The organism is Noviherbaspirillum massiliense JC206, assembly GCF_000312045.1.
GTDB lineage: Bacteria > Pseudomonadota > Gammaproteobacteria > Burkholderiales > Burkholderiaceae_D > Noviherbaspirillum > Noviherbaspirillum massiliense.
The window spans coordinates 2,675,021-2,692,200 of the sequence record NZ_HE978634.1 but is presented as its reverse complement, the minus strand read 5'-3'; the positions used below and the strand labels follow the sequence as shown (position 1 = coordinate 2,692,200).

At 60.8% G+C, this 17,180-nt stretch carries 14 protein-coding genes and 1 other RNA gene; 14 read left to right on the top strand and 1 reads right to left on the bottom strand.

The features are described from left to right. Positions 1-80 precede the first annotated feature (80 nt). Both HGHM_RS13140 and HGHM_RS13135 read left to right on the top strand, forming a co-directional pair. Positions 81-845 (top strand): enoyl-CoA hydratase, encoded by a 765-nt coding sequence (locus tag HGHM_RS13140; RefSeq protein WP_019142000.1) that lies wholly within the window; start codon positions 81-83, stop codon positions 843-845. A 60-nt stretch (positions 846-905) separates the two neighbouring features. Next, positions 906-1,415, top strand: a complete 510-nt coding sequence (locus tag HGHM_RS13135) for an outer membrane protein assembly factor BamE (protein ID WP_019141999.1) — start codon at positions 906-908, stop codon at positions 1,413-1,415. Between the two features lie 41 nt (positions 1,416-1,456). Here the strand turns inward: HGHM_RS13135 and HGHM_RS13130 are convergent, their stop codons facing one another. After that, positions 1,457-3,166: a thiamine pyrophosphate-binding protein gene (locus HGHM_RS13130; RefSeq protein WP_245549215.1), complete on the bottom strand. Its 1,710-nt coding sequence runs from the start codon at positions 3,164-3,166 to the stop codon at positions 1,457-1,459. 92 nt (positions 3,167-3,258) lie between these two features. On the opposite strand from HGHM_RS13130, the gene rnpB reads away from it, so the two are divergent. The 12 genes from rnpB to murC all read left to right on the top strand — a co-directional run bounded on the left by rnpB (position 3,259) and on the right by murC (position 17,178). After that, positions 3,259-3,615: RNase P RNA component class A (rnpB, locus tag HGHM_RS22360), an RNA gene on the top strand. 868 nt (positions 3,616-4,483) lie between these two features. Further along, positions 4,484-4,912 (top strand): division/cell wall cluster transcriptional repressor MraZ, encoded by a 429-nt coding sequence (gene mraZ, locus HGHM_RS13125; RefSeq protein ID WP_026075996.1) that lies wholly within the window; start codon positions 4,484-4,486, stop codon positions 4,910-4,912. Between the two features lie 9 nt (positions 4,913-4,921). After that, the gene (rsmH, locus tag HGHM_RS13120; RefSeq protein ID WP_019141996.1) at positions 4,922-5,896 is read left to right on the top strand and encodes a 16S rRNA (cytosine(1402)-N(4))-methyltransferase RsmH; all 975 of its coding nucleotides are present in this window, start codon (positions 4,922-4,924) and stop codon (positions 5,894-5,896) included. Continuing rightward, complete coding sequence (ftsL, locus tag HGHM_RS13115) at positions 5,893-6,165, top strand: cell division protein FtsL (protein WP_019141995.1); 273 nt, start codon at positions 5,893-5,895, stop codon at positions 6,163-6,165. The genes rsmH and ftsL overlap by 4 nt, the downstream gene beginning before the upstream one ends. Next, on the top strand, positions 6,162-7,919 hold the full coding sequence (locus HGHM_RS13110; protein ID WP_026075995.1) for a peptidoglycan D,D-transpeptidase FtsI family protein: 1,758 nt from the start codon (positions 6,162-6,164) through the stop codon (positions 7,917-7,919). Before ftsL ends, HGHM_RS13110 begins: the two co-directional genes overlap by 4 nt. Continuing rightward, positions 7,919-9,457 carry a UDP-N-acetylmuramoyl-L-alanyl-D-glutamate--2,6-diaminopimelate ligase gene (locus tag HGHM_RS13105; RefSeq protein WP_019141993.1) on the top strand — a complete coding sequence of 513 codons (1,539 nt, stop codon included), beginning with the start codon at positions 7,919-7,921 and terminating at the stop codon, positions 9,455-9,457. Before HGHM_RS13110 ends, HGHM_RS13105 begins: the two co-directional genes overlap by 1 nt. After that, positions 9,454-10,848, top strand: coding sequence for a UDP-N-acetylmuramoyl-tripeptide--D-alanyl-D-alanine ligase (locus HGHM_RS13100; protein WP_019141992.1), 1,395 nt, complete (start codon positions 9,454-9,456; stop codon positions 10,846-10,848). The genes HGHM_RS13105 and HGHM_RS13100 overlap by 4 nt, the downstream gene beginning before the upstream one ends. A 1-nt stretch (position 10,849) precedes the next feature. Then, a complete protein-coding gene (gene mraY / locus HGHM_RS13095) occupies positions 10,850-12,019 on the top strand; it encodes a phospho-N-acetylmuramoyl-pentapeptide-transferase (protein ID WP_019141991.1) in 1,170 nt (389 codons plus the stop codon). Then, the gene (gene murD / locus HGHM_RS13090; protein WP_019141990.1) at positions 12,019-13,509 is read left to right on the top strand and encodes a UDP-N-acetylmuramoyl-L-alanine--D-glutamate ligase; all 1,491 of its coding nucleotides are present in this window, start codon (positions 12,019-12,021) and stop codon (positions 13,507-13,509) included. The genes mraY and murD overlap by 1 nt, the downstream gene beginning before the upstream one ends. After that, positions 13,506-14,714: a putative lipid II flippase FtsW gene (ftsW, locus tag HGHM_RS13085; RefSeq protein ID WP_019141989.1), complete on the top strand. Its 1,209-nt coding sequence runs from the start codon at positions 13,506-13,508 to the stop codon at positions 14,712-14,714. Before murD ends, ftsW begins: the two co-directional genes overlap by 4 nt. Then, on the top strand, positions 14,711-15,787 hold the full coding sequence (murG, locus tag HGHM_RS13080; RefSeq protein WP_019141988.1) for an undecaprenyldiphospho-muramoylpentapeptide beta-N-acetylglucosaminyltransferase: 1,077 nt from the start codon (positions 14,711-14,713) through the stop codon (positions 15,785-15,787). Before ftsW ends, murG begins: the two co-directional genes overlap by 4 nt. Beyond that, a complete protein-coding gene (gene murC, locus HGHM_RS13075; RefSeq protein ID WP_019141987.1) occupies positions 15,784-17,178 on the top strand; it encodes a UDP-N-acetylmuramate--L-alanine ligase in 1,395 nt (464 codons plus the stop codon). The genes murG and murC overlap by 4 nt, the downstream gene beginning before the upstream one ends. Positions 17,179-17,180: the final 2 nt, after the last annotated feature.

The window sequence follows — 17,180 nt, the reverse complement described above, 5'->3', positions numbered from 1 at the left end:
TGACTGCTGCAAGATGACAGGCAGTCCGCAGAACACCGAGTCATAGATTCGGCCAAGAACCGTATCCGACAGGAGACCTCATGGATATTTTGACTAGCAAGGCAAACGGCATCCTCACCATCGAATTCAACCGGCCGGAAAAGAAGAATGCAATTACCGCGGCCATGTACCAGATGATGGCCGATGCCTTGAACGATGGAGAAAAGGATTCCTCAGTACGCGTAATCCTGATCACCGGCAAGCCGGAGATTTTCACCGCCGGAAACGACCTTGAAGATTTTCTGAAAAACACCTCGATATCATCCGACCGGCCGGTTGCGCAATTCATGCGCGCCTTGAGCACGGCGACCAAGCCGGTCATGGCAGCAGTCGCAGGTGCGGCAGTCGGTATCGGTACTACGATGCTGATGCACTGCGACCTGGTTTATGCGGCCGAGAACGCGAAGTTTTCCATGCCGTTCACCCAGCTCGGACTCTGCCCCGAGTTCGCCTCCAGCCTGCTGTTGCCGCAAGTGGCCGGTTATCAGCGTGCAGCGGAAAAGCTGCTGCTTGGCGAAGCGTTTTCCGCTCGGGAAGCCTATGAAATGGGGCTGGTCAGCAAGGTGCTGCCGGTGGCGGAACTTGCGGCATTTGCGCAAGGCCAGGCGGCGAAACTGGCGGCGTTGCCCGCTGCTTCCCTGCGGGTTACCAAGCGCCTGATGAAATCAAATCACGGCGGCGCTGTCGAAGCCCGCATGGTGGAAGAAAACCGGCATTTCGGGCAGATGCTCGGTGCCCCGGAAGCAAAGGAAGCGTTTACTGCCTTTTTCGAAAAGCGCAAGCCTGACTTCACCAAGTTCGGATGATTCCTTTCCAAGCGGCCGGGGACGACCCGGCTGCATGGGCCTGCATCAGGAGCGGCAAACATGCGATGGACGCGTTACCTTGTCTTGCTGGGATCGGCCTTGCTGAGCTTCGGCTGCGACAAGCAGGGGCGTCCCATCGAGGAATTCGGCCTGGACAAGCTGGCCAAAGGCGTATCTTCCGAAGGCGACGTGCGCACGGTGATGGGCAAGCCGGAAATGGTCTGGGAAGAAGACGACGGCACGCGCATGCTGCAATATCCGAAAGGGCCCGAAGGTGCGCGTACCTGGGTGTTTGTCATCGATCCGCAAGGCAAGCTCAAGGATTACCGGCAGATACTCACGGAAGAAAACTTCGCCCGCGTTCAGCCTGGCATGAGCAGAGACGAGGTGCGCCGCATGCTGGGCAAGCCGCGCAGCATCGCGCAATACCGGCTGAAGAACGAGGAAGTCTGGGACTGGCGCTACCTGCCTTCGCCGGGTTTCGAGCCGCGGCTTTTCAATGTGCACTTCGACATGGGAACCGGCAAGGTGACCCGCACTTCAAGTTCCGAGGAGATCAAGGGAGGCTGAGCGGCCCCCCTGGTTTTACGCCATCTTTTCCGTACGTTTTCTCATTGCTTTCCGGCGGCTTGTGCCGTCTGCCGGATCGTTTCCAGCGTGGCGTTCGGCGTGATCAGGTTGGCGTCATAGCGCAGTTCGATCAATGCCGGCAAGCCGCTGGCTTCGATGTGCGCCAGCGAACGCTGCAGCGCGGGAGCAAAATCGGCAGTCGCTTCGACGATTTCGCCATGCGCGCCATAGGCGCGGGCCAGCGCTGCGAAATCGGGATTGCGCAATTCCGTGCCGGATACCCGTGACGGATACTCCCGTTCCTGGTGCATGCGTATCGTCCCGTAGCTGCCGTTGTTGAAGACGATGAACAGAACGCCTGCCCGGTATTGCACGGCAGTTGCCAATTCCTGCCCGGTCATCAGAAAGTCGCCGTCGCCCGCGAAGTTCACCACGCTGCGCGGCTTGCCTTCTTGCTGTCCGATGATCTTCGCCGCAACGGCCGCCGGCACGCCATAGCCCATTGCGCCGGAAGTCGGTGCAAGCTGAGTGCGGAATCCGCCATAGCGCCAGAAGCGATGCGCCCAGGTGGCGAAATTGCCCGCGCCGTTGGTGACTACCGTATCGGCAGGAAGCGCTGCCTGCAGGCTTTGCACGACTTGCCAGAGGTTGAGTTTTGCGCTGGCATCTTTGAAGACGGGCGGTTCGGCCTGCCACGCCTGCAGCTCGGCACGGGCTTCCGCGACTGTATGCTGCCAGGCAGAAGCATCGACCGGTGCCATGTTCGCCAAGGCTGCCGCAACTTGCGGCATGCCGCTGTTGATCATCATGTTTGCCTGGTAGACACGGCCCACCTCTTCCGCATCGCTGTGGATATGGATGAGCTGCTGTTTCGGCACGGGTGCTTCGATCAGCGTATAGCCGCCGGTCGTCATCTCGCCCAGGCGCGGACCGATCGCGATGACCAGATCGGATGACTTGATGCGCGCCGCGAGTTTCGGATTGATGCCGATGCCGACGTCGCCGATATAATTGGGATGGCGATTGTCGAGCAAGTCCTGGAAGCGGAAGGCGCATGCGACCGGCAGATGGTTGTCTTCCGCGAAGCGGCGGATGTCTTCGCAGGCAGTTACATTCCACCCACCGCCGCCGAGCAGCACGACCGGACGCTTGGCATGTGTCAGCAGCTCCCGCAACTGTCCGATCTGCGCAGGGGAGGGTGCTGCCTGTACCGGCTGGTAGCGCAGGGCATCGGCAATGCGTGCCGTCGATGCAAGCATGTCTTCCGGCAGTGCAAGCACCACCGGCCCCGGGCGGCCGCTGGTCGCGACCTGGAATGCGCGCGCCACGTATTCGGGAATGCGGTCGGCCCGGTCGATCTGCGCGACCCATTTCGCCATCACCCCGAACATGCGCCGGTAGTCGATTTCCTGAAAGGCTTCCCGCTCGACGAAATCATTGCCGACCTGACCGATGAACAGAATCATCGGCGTGGAATCCTGGAATGCCGTGTGCACGCCTATGGAGGCATTGGTGGCGCCGGGGCCGCGCGTGACGAAGCAGATGCCGGGGCGGCCGGTCAGCTTGCCAAAGGCTTCGGCCATGAACGCCGCTCCGCCTTCCTGACGATTGACGATGAAACGGATCGGCGCATCATGCAGCGCATCCAGCACGGCGAGATAGCTTTCTCCGGGCACGCCGAAGACGATGTCGGTACCATGGGTTTGCAAGGCATCGACCAGGATCTGGCCGCCGGTTCTGATTGTGGGCATGGTCGTGGACATAAGCTGAGCAAAAAGGCATAACGTAGCAGAAAATGGCCGGCGGCAGGATTGGATGCGGGCACTCAGTTACAATGCCACCTGAAGCAAGCCAGACAGCCGCTGGCCATCGTCAGGTGGCGGGAGGAAGGTCCGGACTCCACAGAGCGGGGTGACGGCTAACGGCCGTACGCTGAAAGCCGCAAGGTATAAGGCGAGGAACAGGGCCACAGAGACGAGTCTTTGGGATCTGCGGAAGGCGCAAGCCTAAAGCGGGGTCACAAAGGGTGAAACGCGGTAACCTCCACCCGGAGCAATTCCAAATAGGCACGCATTGATGCTGCTCGCGGAGCGTGCGGGTAGGAAGCTTGAGCCGTGGAGCAATTCACGGCCTAGAGGAATGGCTGTCATAGCGGGGCGACTCGCCGTAACAGAATCCGGCCTATCGGCTTGCTTCTTTTGTCTTTCAGCTGTCTTGCAATCATTGCAGGCACTCTCGCTTTTCCTTGGCTGCCCCAGACATTTCGCAAATTGAGCTGGCTCAACGTGGGCGTCATCGATGTCGGTACAGTCTGTTTCCAGAATCCGGTGGCCGTGGGATGGGGAGTGCGAAGCAGGGCAGGAGGGCGGGCCAGCGCACCACGAATCAGCGGCCGCTTAGCATCTCAGCAGTGGCGACGATGGATCCGCTTTTCCGCTTTCGGAAATCCATTCCACGACCACCGGGTTCTGGACCAGACATGCATTTCGTGCCTGCTCTTCCATTTCCGCACGCCGTCCAAGAAAGCGCTTCGCTCCTCTGTCACCTCTCTTTTTTGTGCAGGCCAATTCTCTCCTGCTCCCCCTTTTGCAAGTCAGCAGTCGTCGACTGAAAGAGCTTGCATACGAGACAAAATCGAGACTCGTCGATCTCAACGATTGCATTTTTCTTTCTTCATTGCTCAGAAAATTGCTTCTGCATAAGCAATCAAGGCGAAATCCCTGGGTTTTGGCGAACTTAAGTTGGCGTAAGGCATCTTAGCCACGCTCTCGCAACAGGCCAAACACATGTATTTACCTCATGAGAAGCTTTGAGTTTTTCTCTTAAGCCCTTAATTTTCAAGGAATTTAATATTTTGACATTTGTTTGGAAGATGCGCTAAGTCGTTGACTTCATTGAAAAAAATCAATTTTCGTCCCCTGAATATTACTTGACCGCAAAAAGAGCATCCTCTAAAGTGGGTGGCAGTGTGAAAAAGTGTATTTTTGTGGGATAAAAATTTGGCTTTTGCCAACTAAAAACCACCTGTAACCCAAGCTCAAAAACCGAAAACCAAAAGGATCTTCAGGGTGTTCCAAGGAGCCTCAGCACTGAATCTCGATGCGAAAGGGCGGATGTCAATTCCGGCCAAGCATCGTGACGCCTTGCTGCTTCAGTGCGAAGGCCGGGTCACGCTGACCAAGCATCCACACGGCTGCCTCCTGTTCTTTCCGCGCCCGGTATGGGAAGTGCATCGTGAACAGATCGCCGCGTGGCCGATGTCGGCGCGCGCCTGGCAGCGCATTTTCCTTGGCAATGCCTCCGACGTGGAAATGGATTCGGCCGGCCGCATCCTGATCGCGCCCGAGCTGCGAAATGCAGCGGGATTGACGCGCGACGTGATGCTGCTGGGCATGGGTAGCCACTTTGAAATCTGGGATGCGGCCAAGCTCGCCGAAAGCGAAGAGCAGGCGATTGCGGCAGGCATGCCTGACGTGTTGAACAATTTTTCGTTCTGACGGCCCGTGATGACTGAACAAGCGGTGCCAGGATCGCAGCACCGTACGGTGCTGCTGGAACAGGCGGTTGAAGCGCTTGCGATTGAAGGCGCGCGCGCCGGCGGCGTGTATGTCGATGGCACCTTCGGCCGGGGTGGTCACAGCCGCCTGATCCTGGAGCGTCTGGGCGCGGCCGGCCGGCTGATTGCCTTTGACAAGGATCTGCAGGCGGTTGAGGTGGCGCGCGCCATCGCGGACCAACGCTTCGAGATCGTGCATGGCAGTTTTGCGACGATGGGCGAGGCGCTCGCTGCACGCGGGATCTCGCAGGTGGACGGTGTATTGCTGGATTTGGGAATTTCGTCGCCGCAAGTGGACGATGCGGCGCGCGGTTTCAGTTTTCGTTTCGACGGCCCGCTCGACATGCGCATGGATACCACACGCGGCGTATCGGCCGCCGAGTGGCTGGCGACGGAATCCGAGCAGAACATAGCAAAGGTGATCAGGGATTATGGGGAAGAACGGTTTGCTATTCAGATTGCAAAGGCGATTGCAGCTCGCCGGGCAGTCGAGCCAATTTCAGGCACACGACAGCTTGCCGAGATCGTGGCACACGCCGTCAAAACCCGCGAGAAGGGCAAAGACCCGGCCACTCGTACCTTTCAGGCTATCCGGATTTACATCAATCAAGAGCTTGAAGAACTCGAAATAGGCCTCAACGCGGCATTAGAAAAACTGGCCCCGCATGGGAGATTGGCTGTGATCAGCTTTCATTCATTGGAAGATCGCATCGTCAAGCGCTTCATGGCTTCCAAAGCCAACGCGCCGCAGCCTGACCGCCGCCTGCCGATCCGTGCCGCCGAGTTGCCGCAACCCGAAATCAAACTCTTGTCGAAACTGAAGCCGACGCCTTCGGAAGTATCCGACAATCCGCGCGCGCGCTCTGCCATCATGCGCGTTGCCGAGCGTATGGTTCCCCTGCAAAAAGGAGGAGCCGGGCAATGAGCATGCGCGCCAACCTGCTCCTGACCGTCGCGCTGGTGTTGTGCGCGCTGTCGCTGGTGAATGCGCAATACCAGGCGCGGCGGCTGTTCATCGAGCTCGAGCGCGCCCAGGCTGCGTCCCGTCAGTTGGATCTTGAATGGGCGCAGCTGCAGTTGGATCAGTCGACCTTCGGCAAGCATGCCCGCATCGAAGCCAATGCCCGGCGCGACCTGAACATGGTGGCGCCGACGCCGGCACGTACGCAGTACCTGACGCGGGGCCAGAAATGAGTCGCGCTACGCATCGTACTGCGGCAGCCAAGGGCCGACCGTTTTCGGCAAGCCCGGTACTGGCATTGAAACTGCCGGCCTGGCGATCACGGCTCGTGCTGTTCGTCCTGTTTTGCGCATTCGCCGCACTGATCGGCCGCGCGCTCTGGCTGCAGGGCATGTCCACGGATTTCCTGCAGAAGCAGGGCGAGTCGCGCTATGCGCGCACGCTGGAACTGCCTGCGATCCGCGGAAAGATCACTGATCGCAACGGCCAGGTGCTGGCGTCTTCGATTCCCGTGAAAGCCATCTGGGCAATCCCGGAAGATGTGCAGGTGGCGCCGGCGGATAAGTTGCATCAGCTTGCGCAGCTGCTCGAATTGAGCGATCGCGATCTGCGCAAGAAGCTGGATTCCGATCGCAGCTTCGTCTACCTCAAGCGCCAGGTCGAACAGGACGTCACCGACAAGATTGTCAAGCTTGGCATTGACGGCATCGGCACCCGCAAGGAGTACAAGCGCTATTACCCCGAAGGCGAGGTCATGGCGCATGTCGTCGGCTTCACCAATGTCGAGGATGCAGGCCAGGAAGGGATGGAACTGGCCTTCCAGAAAACCTTGGCAGGCATGAACGGCAGCCGCCGCGTGATCAAGGACCGCCTCGGCCGCATCGTCGAAGACATCGGATCCGTTCGCGAGCCCCATGACGGCAAGAATCTGGCGCTGTCGATCGACCGCAAGATCCAGTACATCGCGTTTTCCCACCTGAAGGAAGCGGTGGAAAAGCACAAGGCCAGGGCGGCAGGCATCGTGGTGCTCGATGTCAGGACTGGCGAAGTGCTGGCGCTTGCCAATTTGCCGACCTACAACCCCAACAACCGTTCACAGCTGAATGGCGGCCAGTTGCGCAACCGCGTGCTGACCGACACCTTTGAACCGGGGTCGACGCTCAAGCCTTTCACCGTGGCACTGGCACTCGAGACCCGGCGCGTCACGCCTTCCACCATGATAGAGACTGCGCCCGGCAAGATGACGATCGGCACTGCGACCATCGGGGATGCTCATCCGCATGGTCTTCTGAGTGTGGCGCAGGTCATCGAAAAGTCTTCCAATATCGGCACGGCCAAGCTTGCACTGCAGATGGAACCGCAGGAGATGTGGGATTTGTTCACGACCGTCGGTTTCGGCCAGCAGCCGAAGCTCGGTTTTCCCGGTGCCGTTGCCGGCCGCGTGCGCCCCTACAAATCCTGGCGACCGATCGAGCAGGCGACCATGAGTTATGGGCATGGCATTTCCGTCTCGCTGATCCAGTTGGCCCATTCCTACATGATCTTCGCGCGTGACGGTGACCTGATTCCGCTTTCCTTCCAGAAGGTGGACGACGCCCCCGTGGGGCGTCGGGTCATCAGCACGAAAACTGCGCGCGACATGCGCGCCATGCTGGAGACCGTGGCGAGCCCGAGCGGCACCGCACCGAAAGCGCAGGTGCCGGGATATCGTGTGGCGGGCAAGACCGGAACCGCCTACAAGCTCGCAGGCGGACGTTATGTGAACAAGTACGTCGCATCCTTCGTCGGTTTCGCCCCGGTTTCCGATCCGCGCGTCATCATCGCGGTGATGGTCGACGAGCCCTCCATTGGCCATTACGGCGGTGACGTCGCCGCGCCGGTATTTGCCTCGGTGGCGGCCAATGTATTGCGCACGATGAACGTGGCCCCGGATTCCACCGTGACCAACATCATCATTCCGGCGGATGCCGTAAAGGAAAGCCTGTGATGGACAGCAAGACGCTCAGCCCGGCCGACATCGTGGCATGGATGCATGCAGCGGCGCCGTCCGCGCACCTGTCGTCCGATTCCCGCACGGTTGAAAAGGGCGACATCTTCTTCGCCTATCCGGGCGATACGGCCGATGGCCGCAATTACATTGCGCAGGCGATTGCAAACGGGGCCAAGGCAGTGGTTCATGAAGCCGGCGGTTTTGACTGGAACAGTACGTGGTCGCTGCCCCATCTTCCGGTTCCCGGCCTGAAGCAGCTGGCCGGTCCAATCGCAAACGCCTATTACGATCAGCCCGACGCCAGCATGTTTTCCATCGGGGTCACTGGCACCAATGGCAAGACTTCCTGCACCCAGTGGCTGGGCAAGGCTTTGTCGCAGCTGGGCACGCCGACCGCAGTGATCGGGACGCTGGGCATCGGATTGTATGAACACGGCGAACATGGCGGCTTCCAGGCAAACGGCTACACCACGCCCGATGCGGTTCTGCTCCAAAGGCAACTTGCGGAATTGCGCTCACGGGGAGCGAAGAGCATGGCGATCGAGGCATCCTCGATCGGCCTCGACCAGGGGCGCCTGAACGGCATGCATTTCGATGTCGCCCTGTTCACCAATTTCACCCGCGACCACCTGGATTATCACAGCGACATGGCGGCCTATGAAGCGGCAAAGACCCGGCTGTTCGGCTGGCACGGCTTGCAACATGCCGTCGTCAACCTGGATGACGCCATGGGCTGGCGTCTGGTGGAGCATATCAGGAAGACAAAGCCGTCTCTGTCCATCACCGGTTATAGCGTGAGCGGGCGGACGCTGCCCGGCATGGTCGCACTGAATGCGAAAGAGATCCGCTGCAGCCATGGCGGCACGGTGTTCCATCTGGACTCCCCGCTGGGTACGGCGCAGGTAAAAACCCAATTGGTCGGCTTGTTCAACGTCAGCAATGTCCTCGGCATTCTTGGCGTGCTGCTTGCCAAGGGTGTGTCGCTGAGCGCAGCGATCGAGGCAATCGAATCCCTGTCCGCCGTACCGGGACGCATGCAGCAATTCGGAGGACAGGATGCACCGCTGGTCGTGATCGACTACGCACACACGCCGGATGCGTTGGACAAAACCTTGGCCGCGCTGCGCCAGGTAGCCGATCAGCGCGGCGGCGAACTCTGGTGCCTGTTCGGCTGTGGCGGCGATCGCGATCCAGGCAAGCGGCCGCAAATGGGCGCGGTTGCCGAAGCCGCCGACCAGATCGTTCTCACCAGTGACAATCCGCGCAGCGAAGAGCCGGCAGCGATCATCGCTCAGGTCCTGGCCGGCATCAGCTCTGCGCGACGCGCCGCGTCCGCCCCGCATGTGATCGAGGACCGCGCTGCCGCCATTTTGTGGGCAATCAGGCACGCGGCAAAGCAGGATGTGGTTCTCCTGGCCGGCAAGGGCCATGAGACCTATCAGGAAATCAAGGGCAAGAAATTGCCGTTTTTGGATGCGGACCATGCAGCTCTGGCGCTGGCCGCACGAGCAACAATGAAGGGAATGAATCAATGAAATCATCACTGGCTGACTTGCAGCCATGGATTTCGCAAGCCGCGCTGACAGCGGATGCTGCTTTCGATGGCGTGTCCACCGACAGCCGCAGCGTTGGCGCAGGCAATCTGTTTGTGGCATTGCGCGGCGAACGTTTCGACGCGCATGACTTCTTGCATGAAGTGGCGGCCAAGGGTGTCGCCGCGGTGGTCGTGGAACGGCTTCCGGAAGAGTGGAAGCTTCCCGCATTGGTGGTGCCGGATACCCGGGTGGTCCTGCGTGAAATGGCAACTCAGTGGCGCCGGCAGTTTGCCTTGCCGGTGATCGGAGTCACCGGTAGCAACGGCAAGACGACGGTCAAGGAAATGATCGCATCGATCCTCGATGCAGCCTTTGGCAAGGAGCAGTATCTCGCGACGCGCGGCAACCTGAACAATGATATTGGCGTGCCGCTCACCGTGTTCCGGCTGCATGCCGGCCTCAAGGCAGCGGTAGTCGAGCTCGGGATGAATCACCCGGGAGAAATTGCCGTCCTGTCAGCGGTCGCCCAACCGACGGTCGGGCTGGTGAACAACGCCCAGCGCGAGCATCAGGAATTCATGGAAAGCGTGGAAGCGGTCGCCCAGGAAAACGGGGCAGTGATCCAGTCACTGCCTGCCGGCGGCACCGCGGTGTTCCCGGCGGACGATACCTATACCCCGCTGTGGCGCGGATATGCGCTCGGTACTGCAGGACGCAAGGTACTGACCTTCGGTCTGACTGCCGATGCCGACGTGAAGGGCAAATATCGCGCGAACGACTTCGGCAGCGACTTGTCTGTCACGGCCGGGCAGGAACGCTTCAATGTGAAGCTTGCCGCGGCCGGTGAGCACAATGTTCGCAATGCACTCGCCGCGACAGCCTGCACACTGGCGATCGGGGTTCCCGTCGATGCCATCGTGCGCGGGCTGGAAGCCTTTGCGCCGGTGAACGGACGCTTGCAACGCAAGACTGCGACCACGGGCGCGCTGGTGATCGATGACACCTATAACGCCAATCCGGATTCAGTACGGGCCGCGATCGACGTGCTCGCTGCTGTGACCGCGCCGCGCGTGCTGATCCTGGGCGACATGGGCGAAGTCGGCAGCGAAGGACGTCGGTTTCATGAGGAAATCGGCGCCTATGCGCGCAGCCGGGGTATCGACCAACTGCTAGCCATGGGCGACTTGGCGCGCCATGCGATTGCCGCCTTCGGTCCGGCTGGCGCGCATTTCGAAGACATCGACAGCCTGAACCGCACAGCCGAACGCCTGGCGACACCGAATGCGACGGTGCTGGTCAAGGGGTCGCGCTTCATGAAAATGGAACGGGTGGTGAATCACCTGGTAAATCCGCAAATGCATCTGCAAAAACAAGTACAGGAAGCCCACTAACATGCTGCTGTTGCTGGCAAATTATTTTCAACAAGATTACGGGTTCCTTCGGGTATTCAATTTCATCACCTTCCGGGCGGTGTTTGCCACTCTGACCGCGCTCGCCATCGGCCTGCTGTCGGGACCGGCAGTGATTCGCATGCTGACCCGCCTGAAGGTCGGACAGGCCGTACGCACCAACGGCCCGCAAACTCACCTGGTCAAATCCGGCACCCCTACCATGGGCGGCGCCCTGATCCTGATCGCCATCGGTATTTCCACCATCCTCTGGGCTGACTGGAGCAACCGCTTCATCTGGGTGGTGCTGATGGTGACGCTCGGCTTCGGTGCCGTAGGCTGGGTCGACGATTACCGCAAGGTCGTTTACAAGGATCCGAACGGCATGTCGTCCAGGGAAAAATATTTCTGGCAATCGCTGATCGGCATCGTGGCTGCACTCTATCTCGCCTTTTCCGTGTCGGCACCCACCAATACCAAAGTCCTGCATCTGTTCCTGGAGTGGGTGCAGTCGGGCTTCAATCTCGACCTGCCGCCGAAAGCCGACCTGATCGTGCCTTTCTTCAAGACCATCAGCTATCCGCTGGGGGTATGGGGTTTCATTGCACTGACCTATTTCGTCATCGTCGGCACCAGCAACGCGGTCAACCTGACCGATGGTCTGGACGGACTGGCGATCATGCCGACCGTGATGGTGGGCTCGGCGCTCGGCCTGATCGCCTATCTCACCGGCAGCACCGTCTACGCCAAGTACCTGTTCATTCCGTACATTCCGGGCGCGGCAGAACTGCTGATCTTCTGCGGCGCCATGGCAGGTGCCGGCCTGGCCTTCCTCTGGTTCAACGCGCATCCGGCCCAGGTATTCATGGGCGATGTCGGTGCATTGGCACTGGGTGGCGCGCTTGGCACGATCGCGGTGATCGTGCGCCAGGAAATCGTGCTGTTCATCATGGGCGGCATCTTCGTCGTGGAAACCCTGTCAGTGATGCTGCAGGTGATGTACTTCAAGTACACCAAGAAGCGTTTCGGTGTCGGCCGCCGCATCCTGCTGATGGCGCCGTTGCATCATCATTATGAGCAAAAAGGCTGGAAGGAAACCCAGGTGGTGGTCCGGTTCTGGATCATCACCATGATGCTGGTGTTGTTTGGATTGTCTACCCTGAAGCTGCGTTGATGAACTACCAAGGCAAAAACGTTCTGGTTCTCGGGCTCGGCGAGTCGGGCCTGGCGATGGCACAGTGGCTGGCGCGCTGCGGCGCCACGCTGCGTGTCGCCGATACCCGCAGCGCGCCCGAGCGCCTGGCTACCCTGCAGGCCGCGGTGCCGCAAGTTGAATTCATCGGCGGACCGTTCGCGCCCGCCCTGCTCGAAGGAATCAATTTCGTCGCGCTCAGCCCGGGCCTCGCGCCGAACCGCGAACTTGCCGACCTCATCCCGGCGGCGGAAGAGAAGAATATCCCGCTCTGGGGCGAGATCGAGTTGTTCGCTCAGGCACTCGCGGCCCTGCGCGCCGAGCGCGATTACCGGCCGAAGCTGATTGCGATCACCGGCACCAATGGCAAAACCACCGTGACCAGCCTGACCGGTCTGCTGTGTCAGCGTGCCGGTCTCGACGTGAAGATCGCCGGCAACATCAGCCCGGCAGCGCTCGACGTGCTGCGCAGCGCGCTCGACAGCGATGCGTTGCCGCAGGCCTGGGTGCTGGAATTGTCGAGCTTCCAGTTGCATGCCACCTACAGCCTGCAAGCCGACGCGGCGACCGTGCTCAATATCACGCAGGATCACCTCGACTGGCATGGCGACATGGAGGCGTATGGCGCCGCCAAGGCACGCATCTTCGGCACCCATACCGTGCGTGTCCTGAACCGCGATGATCCGCGCGTCATGCAGATGGCGTCACCTCTGGCGCCGCTCGCCACCTTTGGCGCCGACGAACCCGATCAATCGGACAGCTTCGGGCTGCTCGACGACAATGGCATGCAATGGCTGGCCGTCGCGGTTGCCTCCGAAGACGGCGAAAAAAGGCGGAGGAAAAAGGACAACGCCGAGGTCTCGGTCATGGTCAACCGCCTGATGCCGGCCGATGCACTGAAGATCCGCGGCCAGCACAATGCCGTCAATGCGCTTGCAGCCCTGGCCTTGTGCCGGGCGGTCGGGTTGCCGATGGCGCCGCTTCTGCATGGCTTGCGCGACTACCGCGGCGAGCCGCATCGGGTCGAGGTGGTCGCGACCATCGGCGATGTCGAGTATTACGATGACAGCAAGGGCACCAATGTCGGCGCCACCGTGGCGGCATTGAACGGGCTTGGCCTGGAGCGTGGCGGCGCGCGCCTGGTCCTGATTGCCGGCGGCGACGGCAAGGGACAGGACTTCTCGCCGCTGGCGGAGCCGGTTGCCAAATATGTGCGTGCCGTGTTGCTGATCGGTCGAGACGCAAGTGCGATTCGCGCCGCGCTTGCGCAGTCCGGCATCGAGTTGATCGATTGCGCCAGCCTTGAAGAGGCGGTGCAGCGCGCGGCCGAGGTCGCCCAAGCGGGCGATGCAGTCCTGCTGTCGCCCGCCTGCGCCAGCCTCGACATGTTCCGGAATTACGCCCATCGGGCGCAGGTATTCATTGACACAGTGCGCGAGGTCGCACTGGCACGCGGCGAGGTGCTTGCATGAGATTCGCCTTGCCATTCCTTGCATCCGCATCCAGTCCCAAGCCGGTCAGCGGCCTGGAGCAGCGGTCCAGGCTGATGGAATACGACCAGCCCCTGGTCTGGGTTGTCGTGTTGCTGATGCTGTTTGGAATGGTCATGGTGTATTCCGCATCGATCGCCTTGCCGGATTCGCCGAAATACGCCAGCTACAAGAATTATCACTTCCTGATGCGACAAGCCGGCTTCATCGCGTTGTCGCTGCTGTGCGGCTTCTTCGCATTCCGGGTCAAGGTGGAGACCTGGCAACGCCTTGCGCCTTATCTCTTCGTGGCGACGCTGGCCTTGCTGCTACTGGTGCTGGTGCCTGGCATCGGAAAGGGCGTCAACGGCGCCAAGCGCTGGTTATCGTTCAAGGTCTTCAACCTGCAGCCATCAGAATTGATGAAGCTGTTTGCCGTGCTGTATGCCGCCGACTATACGGTGCGCAAGCAGCAAGTCATGCACAAGCTCACCAAGGGATTCCTGCCGATGGCGGTGGCGATCGGCTTCGTCGGCCTGCTGCTGCTGCTGGAGCCGGACCTCGGCGCCTTCGGTGTGATCGTCTGCATCGCGATGGGCATTCTGTTCCTGGGCGGCATCAATGGCATCTGGTTCGGCGGCATCGGCGCCATCCTGGTGGGCATCTTCAGCCTGGTCATCATCCTGTCGCCGTGGCGGCGCGAGCGCATCTTCGCCTATCTCAATCCGTGGGACGAGGAAAACGCATTGGGCAAGGCCTATCAGTTGTCGCATTCGCTGATCGCCTTTGGACGCGGCGAATTGTTCGGCGTCGGGCTCGGCGGCAGCGTGGAGAAGTTGCATTACCTGCCCGAAGCCCATACCGATTTCCTGCTGGCGGTGATCGGCGAAGAACTCGGCTTTGCCGGCGTGCTGGTGGTGGTGGTCCTGTTTTACTGGATCGTCAAGCGCGCCTTCGAAATCGGCCGTCAGGCTATTGCGATCGACAGGACCTTCGCAGGACTGGCGGCGAAGGGCATCGGCATCTGGATCGGCGTGCAGGCATTCATTAACATGGGCGTCAATCTCGGACTGCTGCCGACCAAGGGGCTGACCCTGCCGCTGATGAGCTACGGCGGCTCGGGCGTGATGATCAATTGCATCGGCCTGGCGATCCTGCTGCGCATCGATTACGAGAATCGCATCCTGATGCGGGGAGGACACCTGTGAAGAAACTGTTGATCATGGCAGCCGGCACTGGCGGCCACATCTTCCCCGGACTCGCCATCGCGCAGACCATGCAGGCGCGCGGCTGGCAGGTGACTTGGCTCGGCACTGCGCACGGCATGGAGCGCGACATCGTACCGAAGCACCGGGTGGAAATGGACGTCATCGACTTTGCCGGCGTGCGCGGCAAGGGCGCGATGCATACTGCCCGCGGCGTATTCAAGCTTGCCGCCGGCCTGCTGGCATGCCTGCGCATCCTCGGTAGCCGCAAGCCGGATGTGGTGCTCGGCATGGGCGGTTACGTGACGGTGCCTGGAGGCGTGGCGGCGAAACTGCGCGGCCTGCCTCTGGCGCTGGTGAATGCGGATGCGGCTCTGCTGCTGTCGAACAAGACATTGGCACCGCTGGCCAGGCGCGTGCTGTTTGGCTTTCCGGCCGATTTCGGCAATGCCGCCTCCAAGGCGCTGGTGACCGGCAATCCGGTGCGCAAGGAAATCCTGGCGCTGCCGGCGCCAGACCAGCGCTATTTGGCACGCAGCGGACCGCTGCGCCTGCTGGTGGTGGGCGGCAGCCTCGGCGCAAAGGCTTTGAACGAATGCCTGCCTGCGGCACTGGCACGCATTCCCGCCGATACGCGGCCGATCGTCACGCACCAATCCGGCAAGCAGCATATCGATGTCCTGCGCACTGCGTATGCAAATGCCCAAGTGCAGGCTGAAGTGGTGGACTTTATCGATGACATGCCGCGCCGCTATGCGGAGGCAGACCTTGTGATCTGCCGTGCGGGTGCGATCACCGTATCCGAGCTGACAGCAGCCGGCGTGGCAAGTGTGCTGGTGCCGCTGGTGGCCTCGACCACTTCGCACCAGCGTGACAATGCGCAATGGATGGCGCAGCAAAAGGCGGCAATCCATCTGCCGCAAAAGGAATTGACGCCGGAACGTCTGGCGAATCTATTGACAGGAATGACGCGCGACGAGTGTCGTGCCATGGCGCAGGCCGCATATGCGATCGGGCAGCGCCAGGCGAACGAAGCTATTGCGCAAGTATTGGAAGAATTGGCAAATCAGGGATGAAACACAAGGTAAAAAACATTCACTTCGTAGGCATCGGCGGCGCCGGCATGAGCGGCATCGCTGAGGTGCTGCTCAACCTCGGCTATACCGTGTCCGGTTCCGATCTCGGCAGCAATGCCGCCACGCAGCGCCTGCGCGAACTGGGTGCCAAAGTCGCCCAGGGTCACGACGCGAAGAACATTGAAAACGCGGATGCAATCGTCGTTTCCACTGCCGTCAAGGAAGACAACCCGGAGGTGGTGGCCGGACGGGCCCGCCACATTCCCATCGTGCCGCGCGCAATCATGCTGGCCGAGCTGATGCGCCTGAAGCGAGGCATCGCCATTGCGGGCACGCATGGAAAAACTACAACCACCAGTCTGGTGGCGAGCATTCTTGCTCAGGGCGGACTGGACCCGACTTTCGTGATCGGCGGGCGTCTCAACAGCGCCGGTGCCAATGCGAAGCTGGGAGAAGGCGATTTCATCGTGGCCGAAGCGGATGAATCGGACGCCTCTTTCCTCAATTTGTCGCCGGTAATCGAGGTCATCACCAACATCGACGCCGATCACATGGAGACGTATGACCACAGCTTCGCCAAGCTGAAGCAGGCCTTCGTCGAATTCACGCAGCGGCTGCCGTTCTACGGCGTCGCCGTGCTGTGCCTCGATGACCCCAGCGTGCGCGAGATCATGCCTGCCATTTCCAAACCGGTGCTGACCTATGGTTTTCACCCGGAGGCGGACGTACGCGCGGTCGACGCCAGGGCAGTCAACAGCCACATGGAATTCACCGTGCTGCAGAAAGGCTATGCGCCGCTTACGGTTCGGCTGAACCAGCCCGGCATGCACAATGTGCAGAACGCCTGCGCCGCAATTGCGATCGCGCGTGAACTCGGCGTAGCCGACAGCGCAACGCAGAAGGCATTGAGCGAATTCCACGGTGTGGGTCGCCGCTTCACGCGCTACGGCGATATCAGCCTGCCCGGTGGCGGCAGCTTCACTCTGGTAGATGACTACGGGCACCACCCGGTCGAGATGGCGGCAACGCTTGCAGCGGCACGCGGCGCCTATCCGGGGCGGCGCCTGGTGCTGGCCTTCCAGCCGCATCGCTACACCCGCACCCGCGATCTGTTCGAAGATTTCGTAAAGGTGCTGTCAACGGTGGATGCGCTGGTCCTGTCGGAAGTGTACGCCGCCGGCGAACAGCCGATCGTTGCTGCAGACGGAAGGGCGCTGGCCCATGCCCTTCGCGTGGTCGGCAAGGTGGAGCCAGTATTTGTAAAAGACGTGGCGGAAATGCCCGCGACGATCATGAACATGGCAAGGAGCGGTGACGTGGTGATCACCATGGGTGCCGGTTCGATCAGCAGCGTGCCTGCAAAGCTCGTCCAGTTGGGAGTGCAAGGTTGACT

Excerpts from the sequence above, each read along its gene's own strand:
- HGHM_RS13140 (WP_019142000.1), top strand. The coding sequence starts at position 81 with ATGGATATTTTGACTAGCAAGGCAAACGGCATCCTCACCATCGAATTC.
- HGHM_RS13135 (WP_019141999.1), top strand. The coding sequence starts at position 906 with ATGCGATGGACGCGTTACCTTGTCTTGCTGGGATCGGCCTTGCTGAGC.
- HGHM_RS13130 (WP_245549215.1), bottom strand. The coding sequence starts at position 3,166 with ATGCCCACAATCAGAACCGGCGGCCAGATCCTGGTCGATGCCTTGCAA.
- rsmH (WP_019141996.1), top strand. The coding sequence starts at position 4,922 with ATGACTGAACAAGCGGTGCCAGGATCGCAGCACCGTACGGTGCTGCTG.
- ftsL (WP_019141995.1), top strand. The coding sequence starts at position 5,893 with ATGAGCATGCGCGCCAACCTGCTCCTGACCGTCGCGCTGGTGTTGTGC.
- HGHM_RS13110 (WP_026075995.1), top strand. The coding sequence starts at position 6,162 with ATGAGTCGCGCTACGCATCGTACTGCGGCAGCCAAGGGCCGACCGTTT.
- HGHM_RS13105 (WP_019141993.1), top strand. The coding sequence starts at position 7,919 with ATGGACAGCAAGACGCTCAGCCCGGCCGACATCGTGGCATGGATGCAT.
- HGHM_RS13100 (WP_019141992.1), top strand. The coding sequence starts at position 9,454 with ATGAAATCATCACTGGCTGACTTGCAGCCATGGATTTCGCAAGCCGCG.
- mraY (WP_019141991.1), top strand. The coding sequence starts at position 10,850 with ATGCTGCTGTTGCTGGCAAATTATTTTCAACAAGATTACGGGTTCCTT.
- murD (WP_019141990.1), top strand. The coding sequence starts at position 12,019 with ATGAACTACCAAGGCAAAAACGTTCTGGTTCTCGGGCTCGGCGAGTCG.
- ftsW (WP_019141989.1), top strand. The coding sequence starts at position 13,506 with ATGAGATTCGCCTTGCCATTCCTTGCATCCGCATCCAGTCCCAAGCCG.
- murC (WP_019141987.1), top strand. The coding sequence starts at position 15,784 with ATGAAACACAAGGTAAAAAACATTCACTTCGTAGGCATCGGCGGCGCC.